Source organism: Mycobacterium sp. E342, assembly GCF_001667665.1.
Classification (GTDB): domain Bacteria; phylum Actinomycetota; class Actinomycetes; order Mycobacteriales; family Mycobacteriaceae; genus Mycobacterium.
On record NZ_LZJM01000097.1, the window covers coordinates 86,472 to 103,566 of the forward strand.

General features: G+C 67.3%; 12 protein-coding genes. 3 read left to right on the forward strand and 9 right to left on the reverse strand.

The features are described 5' to 3' along the window. Positions 1-9: 9 nt before the first annotated feature. The 7 genes from A5692_RS06675 to A5692_RS06705 all read right to left on the reverse strand — a co-directional run bounded on the left by A5692_RS06675 (position 10) and on the right by A5692_RS06705 (position 9,662). Positions 10-1,656 (reverse strand): NAD-dependent malic enzyme, encoded by a 1,647-nt coding sequence (locus tag A5692_RS06675; RefSeq protein WP_068053698.1) that lies wholly within the window; start codon positions 1,654-1,656, stop codon positions 10-12. Positions 1,657-1,753: 97 nt separating this feature from the next. Further along, on the reverse strand, positions 1,754-2,161 hold the full coding sequence (locus A5692_RS06680) for a thioredoxin family protein (protein WP_369830270.1): 408 nt from the start codon (positions 2,159-2,161) through the stop codon (positions 1,754-1,756). A gap of 20 nt (positions 2,162-2,181) precedes the next feature. After that, complete coding sequence (cysE, locus tag A5692_RS06685; protein ID WP_068053706.1) at positions 2,182-2,865, reverse strand: serine O-acetyltransferase; 684 nt, start codon at positions 2,863-2,865, stop codon at positions 2,182-2,184. 2 nt (positions 2,866-2,867) lie between these two features. Continuing rightward, positions 2,868-3,800, reverse strand: coding sequence for a cysteine synthase A (gene cysK / locus A5692_RS06690; RefSeq protein ID WP_068053708.1), 933 nt, complete (start codon positions 3,798-3,800; stop codon positions 2,868-2,870). Positions 3,801-4,160: 360 nt separating this feature from the next. Further along, positions 4,161-4,964 (reverse strand): Stf0 family sulfotransferase, encoded by an 804-nt coding sequence (locus A5692_RS06695; protein ID WP_068053710.1) that lies wholly within the window; start codon positions 4,962-4,964, stop codon positions 4,161-4,163. Positions 4,965-5,070: 106 nt separating this feature from the next. Continuing rightward, a complete protein-coding gene (locus A5692_RS06700) occupies positions 5,071-5,310 on the reverse strand; it encodes a hypothetical protein (RefSeq protein ID WP_068053748.1) in 240 nt (79 codons plus the stop codon). 146 nt (positions 5,311-5,456) lie between these two features. Further along, the gene (locus A5692_RS06705) at positions 5,457-9,662 is read right to left on the reverse strand and encodes a bifunctional nitrate reductase/sulfite reductase flavoprotein subunit alpha (RefSeq protein ID WP_068053752.1); all 4,206 of its coding nucleotides are present in this window, start codon (positions 9,660-9,662) and stop codon (positions 5,457-5,459) included. 310 nt (positions 9,663-9,972) lie between these two features. Between A5692_RS06705 and A5692_RS06710 the strand changes: the two genes are divergently transcribed. Both A5692_RS06710 and A5692_RS06715 read left to right on the forward strand, forming a co-directional pair. After that, a complete protein-coding gene (locus tag A5692_RS06710; RefSeq protein WP_068053755.1) occupies positions 9,973-10,440 on the forward strand; it encodes an LppP/LprE family lipoprotein in 468 nt (155 codons plus the stop codon). A 220-nt stretch (positions 10,441-10,660) separates the two neighbouring features. Beyond that, entirely contained in the window at positions 10,661-12,070 is a 1,410-nt protein-coding gene (locus A5692_RS06715) for a NarK/NasA family nitrate transporter (protein WP_068053713.1), read from the forward strand. On the opposite strand, the gene A5692_RS06720 is transcribed toward A5692_RS06715, so the two are convergent. Beyond that, on the reverse strand, positions 12,060-14,012 hold the full coding sequence (locus tag A5692_RS06720) for an acyl-CoA dehydrogenase (RefSeq protein ID WP_068053716.1): 1,953 nt from the start codon (positions 14,010-14,012) through the stop codon (positions 12,060-12,062). The genes A5692_RS06715 and A5692_RS06720 overlap by 11 nt on opposite strands. Positions 14,013-14,140: 128 nt before the next feature. On the opposite strand from A5692_RS06720, the gene A5692_RS06725 reads away from it, so the two are divergent. Beyond that, the gene (locus A5692_RS06725) at positions 14,141-15,241 is read left to right on the forward strand and encodes an esterase-like activity of phytase family protein (RefSeq protein WP_068053718.1); all 1,101 of its coding nucleotides are present in this window, start codon (positions 14,141-14,143) and stop codon (positions 15,239-15,241) included. Here the strand turns inward: A5692_RS06725 and A5692_RS06730 are convergent. Continuing rightward, positions 15,213-16,994: an ATP-binding cassette domain-containing protein gene (locus A5692_RS06730; RefSeq protein ID WP_068053758.1), complete on the reverse strand. Its 1,782-nt coding sequence runs from the start codon at positions 16,992-16,994 to the stop codon at positions 15,213-15,215. The genes A5692_RS06725 and A5692_RS06730 overlap by 29 nt on opposite strands. Positions 16,995-17,095 lie beyond the last annotated feature (101 nt).

Here is a 17,095-nt window from a genome sequence, read left to right on the forward strand (position 1 = left end):
GCGCGGCCGCTAGTCGTAAATCGGCGTCCATATGATGTCGAGGACTGCTTGCCGGGCATCGTCATGGTTTCGCGTCGCCACCCCGTCGGCGATGGCGGCGTGATACACGGCTTCGGCAACCGCCGTCGAGATGGCGCGCAAGTCCCGGACGTCGGGCAGCAACGAATCCCCGAGGGCTGACGGGCTGGCTTGTCGCACAACGGCTTCCGCCGCCGCCTGCAGCATTCCCTTGGTCAGCAACCGGGCCCCGGCAACGATGATGCCCAGCCCGATCCCGGGGAACACCAGCACGTTGTTGGCCTGGCCGATGGTGTAGGTGGTGCCGTCGTACTCGATCGGGGCGGCGGGGGTTCCCGTGGTGATCAGCGCCTTGCCGTCGGACCACTGCAGCAGGTCGCCCGGCACGGCTTCCATGCGTGAGGTCGGGTTGGACAGCGGGAAGATCATCGGGCGCTCGCAGGAGGCGACCATGGCACGCACGACCTTCTCGGTGAACGCGCCGAAGACGGCCGAGGCGCCCAGCAGGATGGTGGGGGAGGCGAGCTTGATGGTGTCCACCAAGCCCACCCGCTCGCCGTCGCTCACGCCCAGCCGGGCGCGGTTCTTGGCGTAGGGCACCTGGAAGTCGCGCAGGTCGTCCATGTCGTCGAACAGCAGGCCCTGCTTGTCGATCGGCCAGATCTGCGCCGTCGCCTGCTCGACGGTGGCGCCGTCGGAGACCATCGCGTCGCGAATCTGGTCGGCCACCCCGATCCCGGCGGTCCCGGCCCCGAAGACCACCACCGTCTGGTCGCGCATCGGCACACCGGTGACGTGGCATCCGCCGTAGGCGGCCGCGACGACCACGGCGCCGGTGCCCTGGATGTCGTCGTTGAACACGCAGTACTTGTCGCCATAGGTGTGCAGGATGCCCCGGGCGTTCAGGGGCCCGAAGTCCTCGAAATGCAGGATGGCCCTCGGGAAGAGCCGGTGCGCGGTTTCGATGTAGCGATTGACGAAGGCGTCGTATTCGGCGCCGCGGCGCCGGGCGTGACGATTGCCCAGGTAGAAGGGATCCTGCAGGAGTTGTTCGTTGTCGGTGCCGACGTCCAGCGAGACCGCGATGCAGCGGCGCGGGTCGATGCCGGCGCCGGCGGTGTACAGCGCGAGCTTGCCCACCGCGATCTGGATGCCGCCCACGCCCCAGTCGCCGATGCCCAGGATCGCTTCGGCGTCGGTGCACACGATCAGGTCGACGTCACCGGGCTCCAGCCCGAAGGTCGCGAAGGCCGCCTCGATGTCGTCGGGCTCGTCGATGCTCAGGAACAGCCCGCGCTGCCCGCGGTATTCGTCGGAGAACCGTTGAATGGCCTCGCCGACGGTGGGGGTGTAGACCACCGGCATCAGCTCGGGCAGGTGGTCTTCGAGCACCTTGTAGTAGAGCAGTTCGTGGCGGTAGTGCAGCTGTTCCAGCAGCAGGTTGCGGCCCAGATCGGTTGCCAGGCTTTGCAATTGATGCCATACCCGGTCGGCCTGTTCGTCGAGGGTGAGCACCGCCGAGGGCAGTCGTCCGGTCAGCCCCAGCCGGCGGCGCTGCTCGTGCGTGAAGCCGACTCCGCGGTTCAGGCTCGGCGCAGCGAGTGCCGGCGGAATCCGCGGCGCGTGGGCGTCGCTCATCGCAATCTCCGTCCCCTGCTTGGCCCCTGGGGCAACCGTAGCGTCGATCGCGGTGAACGCATCTTGAAGAGCGTTTGAAGCGCCAGTCGGCGGCCGGTCAAGCCAACAGAGGCTGCAGCGCCTGCCGCAACTCCGTGGCTTTGGGTACGCCCGCGCTGCGGTATCGCTGACGGCCCCCGGCGTCAAAGATGAACGTGGTCGGCAGCGACAGCACCGAAAGCCGTTTGGCGGCGGCGGGGTGGGCGTCGATGTCGATCTCGACATGAGTGACGTACGGAAGATCCGTACACACCTGCTCGACCACGCGACGCACCGAGGCGCAGGGACCGCACCAGGCGGCAGTGAAGTGCACGACCGTCGGACCCACCTCGGATAAGCCGAGGTCGGCCGTGTCCTGCGGCAGGCCCGGAGCCGTCTCGCGCAGCACCCCCGAGCGTCGATTGACCAGCACGCCTGCCGCGCTGGCGGCTCCCAGCGTCGCGATCAGCGCGGTCACCACGACCATCACAGTGCTCAATGGATCCCTCAGATCGAGAAGTCTTCGCCGTGCCACACCCCGGCTTCGGGTGGCCGGATGACACGCGTGGATTGTTGCCCGTCGTTGGCGGCCTCCAGCTTGGCGACCCTGGTGAGCAGGGACTGGAGACTGACGCCGACGAGGTCGGGCATCATCGAGTCGTCCGGGCTGCTTCGGCCGTGCCTGCTGATGACCTGTCCGGGCACCCCGATGACCACGGCGCTCGACGGGACCTCTTTGACGACGACGGCGTTGGCGCCGATTCGGCTGTCGTCGCCGATCTTGATCGCTCCGAGCACTTTCGCGCCGGCACCGATGACGACTCGGTCACCGATCGTCGGGTGGCGCTTGCCCGTATCCGTGCCGCTGCCGCCCAGGGTGACCCCGTGGTAGAGCGTGACGTCCTCGCCGATCTCGGCCGTCTCTCCGATGACGACGCCGGTCGCGTGGTCGATGAACAGGCCCGGGCCCAGCACCGCGCCGGGGTGGACCTCGACGCCGGTCAGGATGCGGGTGAGTTCCCCCAGCGTTCGGGCAGCCAGCCGTGCGCCGCGAAGCCACAACCAGTGGTTGATGCGATGCGCCCAGATGGCGTGCACGCCGGGGTAAGCGAAGATCACCTCCAGCGTGGTGGGGCGGGCCGGGTCACGCTCCCTGGCCACCCGGATGTCACGTCGTATCGTCGCGAGCATTGCTATCCCGCCAGGTCGGCGAAGAGTGGCGTGCTCAGATAGCGCTCGCCGAAGCTGGGCAGCACGACCACGACGAGCTTGCCGGCGTTCTCCGGGCGGCGGGCCACCTCAAGCGCGGCCACCACGGCCGCGCCCGAGGAGATGCCGACCAGCAGCCCCTCCTCCCGCGCCAACCGTCGGGCCATTTCCAGCGACTCTTCGTTGCCGACCGTGACGACTTCGTCGACCAGATCCATATCGAGCACCGGCGGCACGAATCCGGCGCCGATGCCCTGGATGGGGTGAGGTCCCTTCTGCCCCCCGGACAGGACGGCCGACGCTGCGGGCTCCACGGCCACGATCTGCACCGATGGTTTGCGTTCCTTGATGACCTGGGCGACGCCGGTGATGGTGCCACCGGTGCCGACCCCGGCGACAAAGAAGTCGACCTCGCCGTCGGTGTCCCGCCATACCTCTTCGGCCGTCGTCTTGCGGTGGATCGCCGGATTCGCGGGATTCTCGAACTGCTGAGGTATGAAGTACCGCTGGTCGTTCTTGGCCAACTCTTCGGCCTTGGCGATGGCACCCGCCATGCCGTCGGCGCCCGGCGTCAGGACGATCTCAGCACCGAACGCGCGCAACAACATTCGGCGTTCGGTGCTCATGGTGTCCGGCATCGTCAGTACGCACCGGTAACCCCGGGCGGCGCACACCATCGCCAGCGCGATGCCGGTGTTCCCGCTGGTCGGTTCCAGAATGATCGTGTCGGGTTTGATCAGGCCCGCTTGCTCGGCCGCGTCCAGCATGGCCACCCCGATACGGTCCTTGACGCTGTTTGCGGGGTTGAAGAATTCCAGCTTGGCGACGACGTCGGCGACTGCGCCTTCGGTGACCCGGTTCAGCCGGACCAGCGGCGTATTTCCGATTAGTTGCGTGACGTTCTCTGCGATGCTCATCCGTCTTCCTCAAACGATGTCAGTACAAGCTTCGTCGGCGCGCCGGGTGATGTCGAATTCGATGGCGGCGCGGTGGCGCGGGGACAACATGGTCATCGATGGGTTGATCTTCCTGGGATTGACTGTCGCGCGTGGGCGGCAAGGGGGTGTTACCTGTGCCGGTGCCCGCAAACCGCGGTAAGCGCGACGATTCCTGCGGCGTCAGGAAATCAACAACAGCGACAACAACAGCGCACGGTCAAGCGGCGCGTAATGATGAGGCACGGCTGTGTGGCCTGTTGCATAGGCCCCACTATAGGACATCCAAGGATTTCGCCGTTTGGCTCGTCGTTTGCCGAAGCCCTCGGCCGTCCACCGCGGTCAGGTTGGCAGGCCGAGCTTCTCAGCATCCGCACGGTACCGGTCCACCCACTCGTCGGAGCGCTGGTCGGCCTGACGTTCCAGCACCGGCTCGGGCGCCAGCCGCGGGTCGAGCCCCAACGCCTCCAGGATGGCGGCCACCACCTGAGTCAGGTTGCGCCACAACACCGGATACGGAATCTCCATGGGCTTGACGTCTTCCTCGGCGAACCAATTTCGCCAGCCCTCGTTCTGGGCGCGCAGCATGGTCACGACGTGTGCGATCGCGCCCGCGTGATAGGTGGCGCGCGCGTCGCGGGCCGGGTCGGGCCGCCCCCGCCACACCCGCGTCTGCACCGCCCGCCAGAACGACACCGCCTGCGAAATCACGTCGGGGCGGTACACATAGATGAAGAGCGGCTCCTCGCCGACTACGTCGGTGATCGCCGCAAGCAAGCCGTCGCCGCTGCGATTCGGCAGGTTTTTAGCACGCTTCAACAACAGCGGCGTCTGGTTCCACATCAGCTTGCCGCCCCAGATGCCGTTCGGCGTCCTGCCGACCGTGCGGATGTAGTCGCGCCAGATCTCGGCCGGCGCGAGGTCCGGGGTGCCCGCGTCGAGCGGGTCAAGCAGGCGCAGGATCGACTCGTCCTCCACGCCGGCGAACCATTCGCGGGGCTGTGGCGCCTGGCTGGTGGCCGGCAGGTACTGGAAGAACTCCTGCGGCTCGCCCGCGACGCCGGTCGCGCGCAGCGACTCGACCAGTAGCGTGCTGCCACTGCGCTGGGACGCCAGCACCAAGTATGACGACGGATGATCGGCCACCCAGCCAGCCTATCCGCGCGGAATTGCTTTCGCAGATAATGTTTTACGCTCGCGCTGAACTTAACTGCCGCCGAATCTCACGGCGAGCGCGGGATGCGAACTGTAGCTAGAGGTGTGCGTCGCGGGCGGTTTCTTCGCAAACGCACAAGTGAGACCCGATTGGCGCCCAGCGCCGCAGCTGTGTGCCGCGCTTGCGCATCAGGTGCTGCCGGTACACCTTGTCGCGCTGCTGGGGCGAGAACGCCAGGTCCAAGTTGATCGGCAACCCGGCCCAGTCGACCTGGTCACCGTCGTCGCCTGCGGCGGCCCGGCGCAGGCGGCACCGCAACGGGCAGACGGCCTGCACGGTGTCCTCGAGGGGCCCATCGAAATCCAGAGCCACGCGTAAGTCCCTCCTCGGCGCCACCAATGACTGAATGGTGCAGCGAGGTTGTTTCAGCGACAGGTGCGCGACGTTTCCGTCGTATTACGAGTCGGGCGGGAACGGCAGCCCTAGTACACGTCGCGGTGATAGCGCTTGTCGGCGCTCAACGAGCGGACGTACTCCTTGGCGTCATCGGGCTCGAGCCGGCCGTGTTCGGCCGCGATCTCGCAGAGCGCGCGGTCGACGTCCTTGGCCATGGGGTCCGCGGTGCCGCACACGTACAGTTGGGCCCCGTCCTGCAGCCAGTGCCACAGCTGGGCGCCGCGCTGACGCATCAGGTGCTGCACGTACACCTTCTCGCGTTGGTCCCGGGAGAAGGCGAGGTCCAACTCGGTGAGGAACCCGTCGCTGCGCATCTGCTCGAGCTCGTCCCGGTAGTAGTAGTCGGTGGCCGCGTGCTGTTCACCGAAGAACAGCCAGTTGGGGCCGGTGTGGCCGAGCGCGCGACGCTCCTGCAGGAAACCACGGAACGGCGCGATCCCGGTGCCGGGACCGACCATGATCATCGGGGTGTCGGGATCGCTGGGCGGCCGGAAGTTGCTCGATGGCTGCAGATAGACGGCGACCCGGTCGCCGGGGGAGCGGTCCGCGAGATATGTCGAGCACACCCCGCGGCGCGGGACGCCCTGGAAGTTGTAACGCACCGGCGACACCGTCAGATGGACTTCCCCGGGGTGCTCTTTAGGGCTCGACGAGATCGAGTACAGCCGCGGCTGAAGGCGTTTGAGGACCCGCACCCATTCGTGGGCCGACGCCGAGACCGGTAAACGTGCCAGCAGGTCGATGGACTGGCGGCCCCATGTCCAATCGCTCAGGGCGGCTTTGTTGTCCGGCTTCAGCAGCTCGGCGAGTTTCGGGTCGCCGGTGCGCTCCTGCACGAACCGCACGAGGTCCCGGCTGATGTGGGCGATCTCCAGGCGCTCGGTCAGGGCGGAGCGCAACGACATCAACCCGTGCTCGCCGACCTCGACCGGGGTCTGCCCGTCCAGTCCGGTGACGGAGAGCCATTCGTCGACCAGTTGGTCACTGTTGCGCGGCCACACCCCGAGCGCGTCACCGGCTTCGTACTTCACCGTTTCTTCCGGCAGGTCGAAAACCAGCTGACGCACGTCTTTTGCCGATTCCGGCCGACTAAGCACGGTGTTGCGGACCACGCCGGTGATCAGCGGATGCTTTTTGTTGTAGGTGCCCGCGCCCGGCCGGGCGGCCCGGGAGGGCGACGGGACCGTGGGCGTTGCGCGTGCCGGCGCGTGCTGATCGCGGCCGACAGGCGCCGGCGCGCGGGTGAGCGCCTCCATCACCTCGCCCAGCCACTTGGCCGCGGCGTCGTCATAGTCGGGCTCACAGTCGGCTCGATCGGCGATGCGGGTCGCGCCCAGTTCCGTGAGGCGTGTGTCGAGGCTGCGTCCGTGGCCGCAGAAATCGTCGTAGTTCGAGTCGCCGAGGGCGAGCACGGCGTAACGGGTGTCGGTCAGCCTGGCCGCGCCGTCCGCCGTCAGCGCCCGCCAGAAGCCGGCACCGTTGTCCGGCGGTTCACCGTCACCGGTGGTGCTGGTGATCAGCAGCAGTTCCCGCGTCGTGGCCAGCTCGGCCACCGGGAAGTCGTCCATGGCGTGCAACGCGACCGGCAACTCGGCGTCGCCCAGCCGCGCGGCGACCTCGGCGGCGAGCTCTTCGGCGTTCCCGGTCTGCGACGCCCACAACACCACGATGGGTGCCCGTGGCGCGGGTTTGGTGTTGGGGGGCTCGGTCGTGGATTGCTTGGCGGCCGGCGCCGGGCGGGGCGCGTCATCGCGCGAGAACAGACCCGCGAGCAGACCGTCCACCCATAGCCGGGTGCCGGAATCGAAAGGAGCGCTTTGGGGCAGGGTGGGCACCCCCGTCACGCGTCGCCCGGCGTCCGAGCGAAGCGCGGTCAACATCCCGGCCAGGTAGGAGCGGCCGAGCTCGTCGAATTCCGGCACGGCTTTGGTTGCCACCCCGAGCAAGTCGGCCAGGGCATCGACCTGTGACACGCTGATTTCCGTGACCTCCGTGGGCGCGGGTTGCGGTGTGTCGGCGTCCGCCGCCGGCTTGGCGGCCGGATCGGCCGCGGCGACAGCGACTTTCGCCAACGTGACGGCGCACGCTTTGAATTCCGGTTGGTTCGAGATGGGATCGACCGCGTCGTTGGTGACGGCGTTGATCGCCAGGTATTCGCCGAAGACGTCGTTCCAGTGGAAGGGGGCGAAGCAGTTACCGGGGCGCACCCTGTCGCTGATCGCGGCGGGCAGCACGGCCCGGCCACGCCGGGAAGCGATTTCTGTCGCGTCGCCGTCGGCGATCTCCAGTCGTGCGGCATCCTCGGGGTGGATTTCGATGAACGGCCCGGGATTGAGCTTGTTGAGCTTGGCGACCTTGCCGGTCTTGGTCATCGTGTGCCACTGGTGCGGCAGGCGGCCGGTGTTCAACAGGAACGGGTAGTCGTTGTCCGGCATTTCCTCGGGCGGCAGGTGCGGGCGGGCGAAGAACACCGCGCGACCGTTCTCGGTGGGGAAGGCCAAACGGGGTGCGCTGCCGTCTTCGCGGACCAGCAGGGTCTGACTGACCCCGTTGTTGAGGTAACGAATGGGGTTGCGGTCGCCCGGGTTCTCCGGCGCGCAGGGCCACTGCAGCGGGCCCCGGCGCAGCCGCTCGTAGCTGACTCCGCGCAGATCATAGCCGGTCTTGGGGTTCGAGAATCGCTTGATCTCTTCGAAGACCTCGTCGGCGGAGTTGTAGCTGAAGGCGCCCGAAAAGCCCATCTCGCAGGCGATCCGGGCGATGATCTGCCAGTCGGGCAGCGCATCACCCGGGGCCGTGACGGCGGGCTGGAACAGCGTCATGTTGCGCTCGGAGTTGACCATCACGCCCTCGGTCTCCGACCACAGGGCCGCCGGCAGCAGCACATCGGCGTATTCGTTGGTCTCGTTCTGCAGGAAGGCATCCTGGGTGATGACCAATTCCGCGCGCTCCAGCCCGGCCAGCACGGTTCGCCTATTAGCCACGGAGGCAACGGGATTGGTGCAGATGATCCAGCACGCCTTGATGTCGCCCTCGGCCATCCGGGAGAACATGTCGATGGTGCCGGTGCCGACATCAGTGCGCAACGTTCCTCGGGGGAGGGCCCACTGGTCTTCGGTGAAGGAGCGGTCTTCCGCCGACAGGACGGAGCGCTGGCCGGGCAAACCCGGTCCCATGTAACCCATTTCGCGGCCGCCCATCGCGTTGGGCTGGCCCGTGAGCGAGAAGGGGCCGCTGCCGGGTTTGCAGATCGCGCCGGTGGCCAGATGCAGGTTGCACAGGGCGTTGGTGTTCCAGGTGCCGTGCGTGCTCTGGTTGAGGCCCATGGTCCAGCAGCTCACGAAGTTCTCGGCTTCACCGATCATGCGGGCCGCGGCGCGGATGTCGGCCTCGGGGATCCCGGTGATCTCGCTGACCGTGCCCGGGGCGTACTGCTCGAGGAAGCCGGGCATCACCTCCCACCCGTCGGTGAACTCCGCGATGAATTCGGGGTCGGTGTGTCCGTTTTCGACGATCAGGTGCAGCAGCCCGTTGAGCAGGGCGAGATCTGTACCCGGCGCGATCTGAAGGAACAGGTCGGCCTTGTCCGCGGTCGCGGTGCGGCGCGGATCGACGACGATCAGTTTTGCCCCGGCCTTGACGCGGTCCAGCATCCGAAGGAACAGGATGGGATGGCAGTCGGCCATGTTGGCGCCGATGACGAAGAAGACGTCGGCGTGTTCGAAGTCCTGGTATGAGCCGGGCGGCCCGTCCGCCCCCAGCGAGAGTTTGTAGCCGGAACCGGCGCTGGCCATGCACAGCCGTGAGTTCGACTCGATCTGGTTGGTGCCGATGAAGCCCTTGGTCAACTTGTTCGCCAGATATTGCGCCTCGATGGACATCTGTCCCGACACGTACATGGCGAAGGAATCCGGCCCGTGCGCATCGATGATCGCCCGTAACCGGTTCGCGCACTGCGTGATCGCGCTGTCGATGTCGACGGCCTCGATCGGTTCACCGCGGTCGGCGCGCACGTGCGCCGCTTCCATCCGACCGGGCGCCTGCAACAGGTCCGAAGTGGTGGTTCCTTTGGTGCACAACCGGCCGAAGTTGGCCGGATGTTGTTTGTCCCCAACCGACTTCGTGATGTGACGCCGGCCGCTCTCGGCGTCGTTTGTGACCTGCAACACCATCCCGCAGCCCACGCCGCAGTAAGCGCACACGGTGTTCACGGCATCGTTGTGAGACGCCATGGACTCCCTGGTCACGCACTTCCCTCCTTTGAGCGCAACAGGCTTACATCGAATGGTGCGACGAGGATGTTTCGGCACCGGGTATCCGGAGTTTCCCCCGTTTTACGGCTTCCTCTCACCGGCCAAAGCGCGTCCGTGAAGTCTCGGAAATGCCGCAAACCCCCAGGTCAGCAAGGGTCATCGTCGACCCGCTGGCTGCGCTCAAGGCTACCGGGGCCGGTGGCGGCATTACCCATCGGAATGGCGTCTCCGACCAAACAAACGGCACATTCACAGCCTTCGCTAAGCTCACCGCGTGCGTCGGCTGATGGTGATCCTGTTGATCCTGCTGGCCTCCGGTTGCGGCGAGAAGCACACCGGTGCGCCGCCCGCGCCGGCCGACAAGTGCAAGGACTCCGACGGGCCGGCGCCCGACACGGTGCAGCGCGCCATCGCGTCGGTTCCCATCACCGTCCCGGGTACGACGTGGGTGGAAATCGCTCGCGGACATGCCAGGAAGTGCCGCTTGTACTGGGTGCAGATCATCCCGACCATTGCCGGCGAATCCACCGGCCAGCAGCTGCTGTTCTTCGATCACAACACGCCGCTGGGCACGGCGACCCCGAACCCGAAGCCGTACATCACCGTGCTTCCGCCCTCCGAGGACGCCATCACGGTTCAGTACCAATGGTTGAAGGGCAACGATCAGCCGTGCTGCCCCACCGGTATCGGCACGGTGAAGTTCGAGATCGGCCCGGACGGCAAGCTGAGGGCGCTCGGCAAGATCCCGAATCAATGACGTTGGGCCACAAGCCGAACACGCGCGAATCCCGCACGTTGATTGTCCGGCCCGTGTTGTGAATATTCAGTCCCGAGAGGGGCTTTCGCGCGGACAAAAGACCAATTTCACAGGCTTTATTCAGTAGACTCTTACGCCGGGCTGCGCCATAACCAGGCAAGCCCTGTCATCCTTGACAACCAGTGCCAGGCAGTGGATCCGGCGGAGGAAGGCAGGTCTCATGGGCAGCTCGCGGCGCCTCTCGCACTGGGACCCAGAGGACGTCGCGGCGTGGGAAGCCGGGAACAGGCTGATTGCCCGCCGGAACCTGATCTGGTCGATCGCGACCATGCACGTCGCCTTTTCCATCTGGTACCTGTGGTCGGTCATGGTGCTGTTCATGCCGGAGGACGTCTACGGCTTCACCACCGGCGACAAGCTGCTGGTGGGTGCCACCGCCGCCCTGGTCGGGGCCCTCGTGCGTATCCCCTACGCGATGGGTACCGCCAGGTTCGGCGGGCGTAACTGGGCGGTGCTGTCATCGGTCGTGCTCCTGATCCCGACCGTGGGAGCCATCGCACTGCTGGCCCATCCCGGCCTGCCACTGTGGCCCTACCTGGTGTGCGCGGCGCTGACGGGATTGGGCGGCGGGAACTACGCGGCGTCGCTGGCCAACGTCGAATCCTTTTATCCGCAGCGGCGCAAGGGCATGGCGCTGGGGCTCACCGGCGGGATCGGCAACCTTGGTGCCGCGGCCATCCAGGCCGTCGGCCTGGTGGTCCTGGCCACCGCCGGCCATAGGGCGCCGTACTGGGTGTGCGCCGTTTATCTGGTGCTCCTGGCCGTCGTCGGTGTCGGCGCGGCGCTGTTCATGGACAACCTCGACCACTCCATCGAGGTCGCCCACGTGCGATCCGTCCTGTCGTTTCCCGATACCTGGGCGATCTCATTCCTCTACATGTGCGCCGCGGGATCCTTCATCGGTTTCGCGTTCGCCTTCGGCCAAGTGCTGCAACACAACCTGATGGCGGCCGGGCAAAGCCACGGGCAGGCCGCCCTGCACGCTGCCGAAATCGCCTTCGTCGGACCGCTGTTGGGATCGATCGCGCGGGTGGTCGGTGGCAGGCTGGGCGATCGTTTCGACGGCGGTCGCGTCACGCTGATCGTCCTGACCGCCATGATCGCCGCCGGAGGCTTCCTGGTCGCCGTCAGCACCCACGAAGACCTCACCCGCGTCCCCGGCGACCCGGTGGGGGCTTTCACGACAATCGGCTACGTCGTCGGATTCATTGCGCTGTTTATCTTTTGCGGCATCGGCAAGGGGTCGGTGTTCAAGCTCATCCCGTCGGTCGTGGCGGAGCGAAGCCGTGCTCTGGGTGTCGCCGACGCCGAGCGGCGGCACTGGGAGACCGTGCGGGCAGGAGCGCTGATCGGATTCGCCGGCTCGCTGGGCGCACTCGGGGGAGTGGTGATCAACCTGGTGCTGCGGCAGTCCTACGCCAGCGCCGACACCGAGACGCCGGCGTTCTGGTTCTTTCTGATCTGTTATGTCGGCGCCGCGATCCTGACCTGGGTCAGATACGTCAGGCCGCAACGGGACGCGGCGCGGTCCGGCTGGGAGATGCTCGGCGAGCAGCCCGTCAGCTCGTGACCGTCTCCGCCAAGTTCTCCGGGTGCAGCATCTCGGCATAGCGCAGCTGCTCGGGGATCCCGAAACCATCGACGAGCGTTTGCGCGTGCGGGCGCAGCGCGCGGCATCGATCGTTGATACCCCGGGTGACGGCCTTGGCGCGCTCGGTGGACAGGTACCGATGCTCGATGTACCAGGCTTTGTCGTCCTCGATCACCGACAGCGCGTACAGGTCGCATACGATGCCCAGCAGCTCGCGGGCCTCCTCGTGCGGGCAGGCGTCGATGCCGGCGACGAACGCTTCGAGGATCACCCGGTCGATGTGCGCGGCCGCGGCGTGCAGCACGTGGTCCTGCACCGCGTTGAACGCGTCGAACTCCGACATCTCCTTGGATTTGGCCTGCAGCCGGCGCGCGACGGAGGCGAGCAGGTATTCCTCCCGGTCCTCGAACATCTTGATCTGGGTGCCCCGGTTGAACAGGCTGCCCTCTTCCTCGCTGTCCTGCCGGGCGTCGACGATGGTTTGGATGATCGTCTCTGCCGCAGTGCGTTTGACCACTCGCTCACCGACGGTGTTGGCGGCGAAGCGGACCCATTCGACGGGGCTCATGCTGCGGATGTCGTCGGCGTAAGCCGTCAGCAGCTCCTTGGCCACCAGCTGCGTCAGGACGTGGTTGTCGCCCTCGAACGTGGTGAAGACGTCGGTGTCGCCGCGCAGCGCGACCAACCGGTTTTCGGCCATGTAGCCCGCGCCGCCGCAGGCCTCTCGCGCCTCCTGAATCGCCTGGGACGCGTGCCAGGTGTTGGCCGCCTTCAAGCCGGCGGCGCGCGCCTCCAATTCGCGCTGCTCGTCGGCGTCGACGGCGTCGGCGGTCTGGATGTCGTGGCATTTACTGACCAGCTCGTTCTGCGCGAACTGCAGCGCGTACGACTTGGCTATCAGCGGAAACAGCCGCCGCTGATGCACCAGGTAGTCCATGATCAGCACCTCGGACTCGTCATCGGGTGCGCTGAATTGCTTGCGCTGCAAGGCGTATCGCGTGGCGATGTCCAACGCGACGCGACCGGCGGCGCCCGCGCTGCCACCCACCGTGATCCGCCCGCGCACCAGCGTGCCCAGCATGGTGAAGAACCGGCGGTTGGGATTCTCGATCGGCGAGCTGTACGTGCCGTCCGGCGCCACGTCGCCGTATTTGTTCAGCAGGTTCACCCGCGGGACGCGGACGTGGTCGAAGACGATGCGGCCGTTGTCGACGCCGGGCAGGCCGCCCTTGTACTCGCAGTCCGACGTCGTCACCCCGGGCAGGTCGTTGCCGTCGGCGTCGCGGATCGGCACCAGCAGACAGTGCACGCCGTGCTGGACCGGCTCGCCGTTCTCGGTCGTGATCAGTTGCGCGAATACCGCTGCCATGGTGGCGGTTTCGGCCGCCCCGCCGATGTAATCCTTGCGGGCCGTCGGCGTGGGGGAGTCGATGATGAACTCCTGTGTCGCGGGGTCATATGTCGCGGTCGTCTCCAGCGACTGCACGTCGCTGCCGTGTCCGGTCTCGGTCATCGCGAAGCAGCCCCGCAATTCCAGGCTGATGATCTTCTTCACGTACGCCTCGTGGTGGCGCTCGGTACCGAGGTTTTCCACGGCCCCGCCGAACAGCCCCCATTGAACGCCGGCCTTGACCATCAACGACAGATCCGACATCGCGAGCATCTCGATCATCGTGATCGCGGCGCCGATGTCGCCGGTGCCGCCATGTTCTTTGCGGAAGTTGTCCGCGGCGGCGCCGAACGCGGCCATGATCCTCATCTGCTCGGCCACCTTGGTGCGCGCGATCACCGTGTTCGGGGTGTAGTGCGGGCGGAAGAGGTCCTCGCTCATGGTGGACCGCAGCTGGTTCTTGACGTCGCGCCAACGCCCGTCGAGGGCGTTGCGCAGCTGCTCGGCAATGGTTGTGCTATCTGGCGCCATAAACCGACCGTATCCCCCGGTTCGCGGTGCGTGAAACAACAACCCGATTTTCACCGAACGTGCATTCATTGCGAGGTCGAGGCCGGATTTTCGCGCTGAGTGCACGCTCGCCCGCTACCTTCTCGGGTATGAGGCGGTGGGTGGCGTGCATGTGTCTCGCCCTGGCGTTGGCGGCATGCGCGTCCGGGCGTCCGCCCGCGCCGCGGCCGATGCTGACGTATCTGGGCCAGTCGCAGGTCCCGTTCGACGCCACCTTCGACGGCACCATCATCGGCGGGCTGTCGGCGCTCAGTTACGACCCGGGCCGTCAGCTCTACTACGTGATCAGCGATGATCGCTCCAAGAAGAATCCGGCCCGGTTCTACACGGTGCAGTTGTCCCTGTCGGACAGGGGAATTGACAGAGTCACGTTCACCGGCACCCATCCGCTGCTCGACCCGTCCGGCCGGCCGTTCCCGCCGCTCAGGGCGGATACCACGCCGCCGATCGTTCCCCCCGACCCCGAAGGCATCGCGTTCGATCCCGCCCGGCAGCGGCTGTATTGGTCCTCCGAAGGTGAGCGGCTCACCGCCGGCCCGGTGTTGCTGGACCCCTGGATCCGGACCGCCGCGCTCGACGGCGCCTACCTGGGCCAGTTCACCCTGCCGGCCAATCTGGCGATGTCCGTTCAGCGCATGGGCCCGCGCAGGGACAAGGCGCTGGAGGGCCTGGCGCTGACACCCGACGGCCGGTCGCTGTTCGCCGCGATGGAGGACCCCGGCTACAACGACGGTCCGCTCAGCGACGGCGGCCATCGCATCCTCACCCGGATCACGAAGTTCGACGTCGCGACCGGCGCGCCCACCGCCCAATACGCCTACCCGATGGAGCCGCCGGCACCGCCCGCCGATGTCAACGGTGTGTCCGATCTGGTCGCCCTGTCGGACACCACCTTCTTGGTGATCGAACGATCGTCGGCCCTGCCGCCGACGGTGCGGATCTACCGCGCCGAAATCGGGGCGGCGACAGACGTTTTGACCACCCCGTCGATGCAGCACGGGGCGGTGACACACATGAGTAAAACGCTGGCGGTCGATTTGTCGTCCACGCCGGGACTGTCACCGCTGGACAATGTCGAGGGCATCACGCTGGGCCCCAAGCTGCCCGACGGCCGCCAGTCGGTGGTGCTGGTCAGCGACAACAACTTCTCGCCCCGCCAGGTCACTCAGTTCCTGTTGTTGGCGATGTGATGCCGGCCAGGCCGGGCTCGGGCCGCAGCCGGTAGAGGACGAAGCCCGTCGCCGCCACGCCGAAGAGCACCAGCATGGTCATGTCGAACACCCACCAACCGCTGTAGTGGGTCCACGTCTGGGAGTCGGCGGCCAGCGCGTCGACCCTGCGCAGGTCGACCGTCGATGCCGAGGCGGCGAAGCCCCATCGGGCGGGAACGAACCAGGAGATCTCCTGGAAGCCCCACTTGCTCACCAGCTGAACGAGGCTCCCGTTGAACAGCGCCGACGCCAGGATCACCGGCAACAGCAGGGGCAGCACCTCACGCAGCCGCGTGCCCAGCGCCGACAACGCGAGCCCGATCACCGCGGACACGATGGCCGTCACCGCCACGCTCACATAGAGCTCGAGGGTGGCGTTGTGCAGCAAGGCGGCGCCGCGCGTGGGACCGCCCTTGTCGGCGACGACGATCGCGAACACGATGGCCGTCAACAGGGCCGCGGCGACGCCGAACACCAGGATCTTGGCGGCCAGGTAGGCCGTCGTCGACAGCCCGAGAGTCTGCTCGCGCCGGAAGACGCGCCGCTCGCCCACCACCGCCCGGATCGTCAGTGCGGTGCCGATGATCACCGCGGCGACGTTGAGAGCGGCCAGGATCTCGATGGCTTCGTGCGGGTGGGCGGCGCCCGCCGGCGGCCGGGCCAGGCCCGAATCGCCCGGAATCAGCAGCGTCACGCCCGCCAGCAGGAACGGCAGAACCACCACCACCATGAAGTAGAGCCGGTCGGCGAAGATCAGCCTGACGTCGCGGCGGGCCAGCAGCCGGACCTGCCGCGCCATCGGGGGTTCGGCGGGCGGCGGCGACGGGGCGGCCACCTCGGGCGGCGCAGTCAACGCCGACGCCGACGGGTGGGCACGGAACGCGCGATGGGTTCCGCCGGGATCGGCGCCCACCCGGGCGAGCACCGCGGACCAGTCGGCCGTGCCCATCGCGGCCCCGATCTGCGCGGGCGGCCCGAGGAATGCCGTCGTACCGGCCGAGGTGAGAACCAGCACCTGATCGCACAGGTCCAGGCCGGTCAACGACGTCTGCGATGACGCGGCCGCCACGACCACGCAGCCGATGTCGGCCTGGCGGCGCAGCATCGCCATCACGTGGCGCTGTTGTTCCGCATCCAGGCCGGCGTTCGGCTCGTCAACCACGAGCAGCGTCGGCCGGGTGACGAGCTCGACCGCGAGCGCGGCGCACCGGCGCAGCTCGGGCGACAGCTTGCCGATCCGAGTGGCCCGGTGCGGTGTCAGCTCGAGTTCCTCGAGAACCTGGCTGACCACGCGGTCTCGTTGCTCGGGCGAAACATCCTGCGGCAGGCGCAGTTCGGCGGCGTATCCCACGACCCGTTCGACCGTGAGCTGCCGGTGCAGGCGGTCGTCGGGCGACACGATGCCGATGCGGGTGCGCATGGACTGCGGCGCGGCGTGCACGTCGTGGCCGTCGACGGTGACGCGCCCGGAGCTGAGCTGCCTGGAGCCGGCGAGCAGTCCGAGCAGGGCGGAGTTGCGCGCGGCCGAGGGCCCGACGACCGCGGTGAACACGCCCGGACGCGCCTTGAACGAGATGCCCGACAGCGTCTCGCGGCCGTCGACGGTGAGTCCGAGCCGGTACGCGGTCACCCCGACGGTGCGGGCGTCGGCCCTGAGCGGCAAGCGGTAGGTGGCACTCGGCTCCGCCGTGCGAATCGAAGGACGCGCGACGCGCAGTTTCGAGGTGACCATCCGCTCGATCAGCCCCGGACCGCCCTTGTCCTGGGCGTCGGCCGCGGCATTGATTCCCGCCGACGGGCATGCACCGGCATTCGCACTGTTCGGCTCCCGTC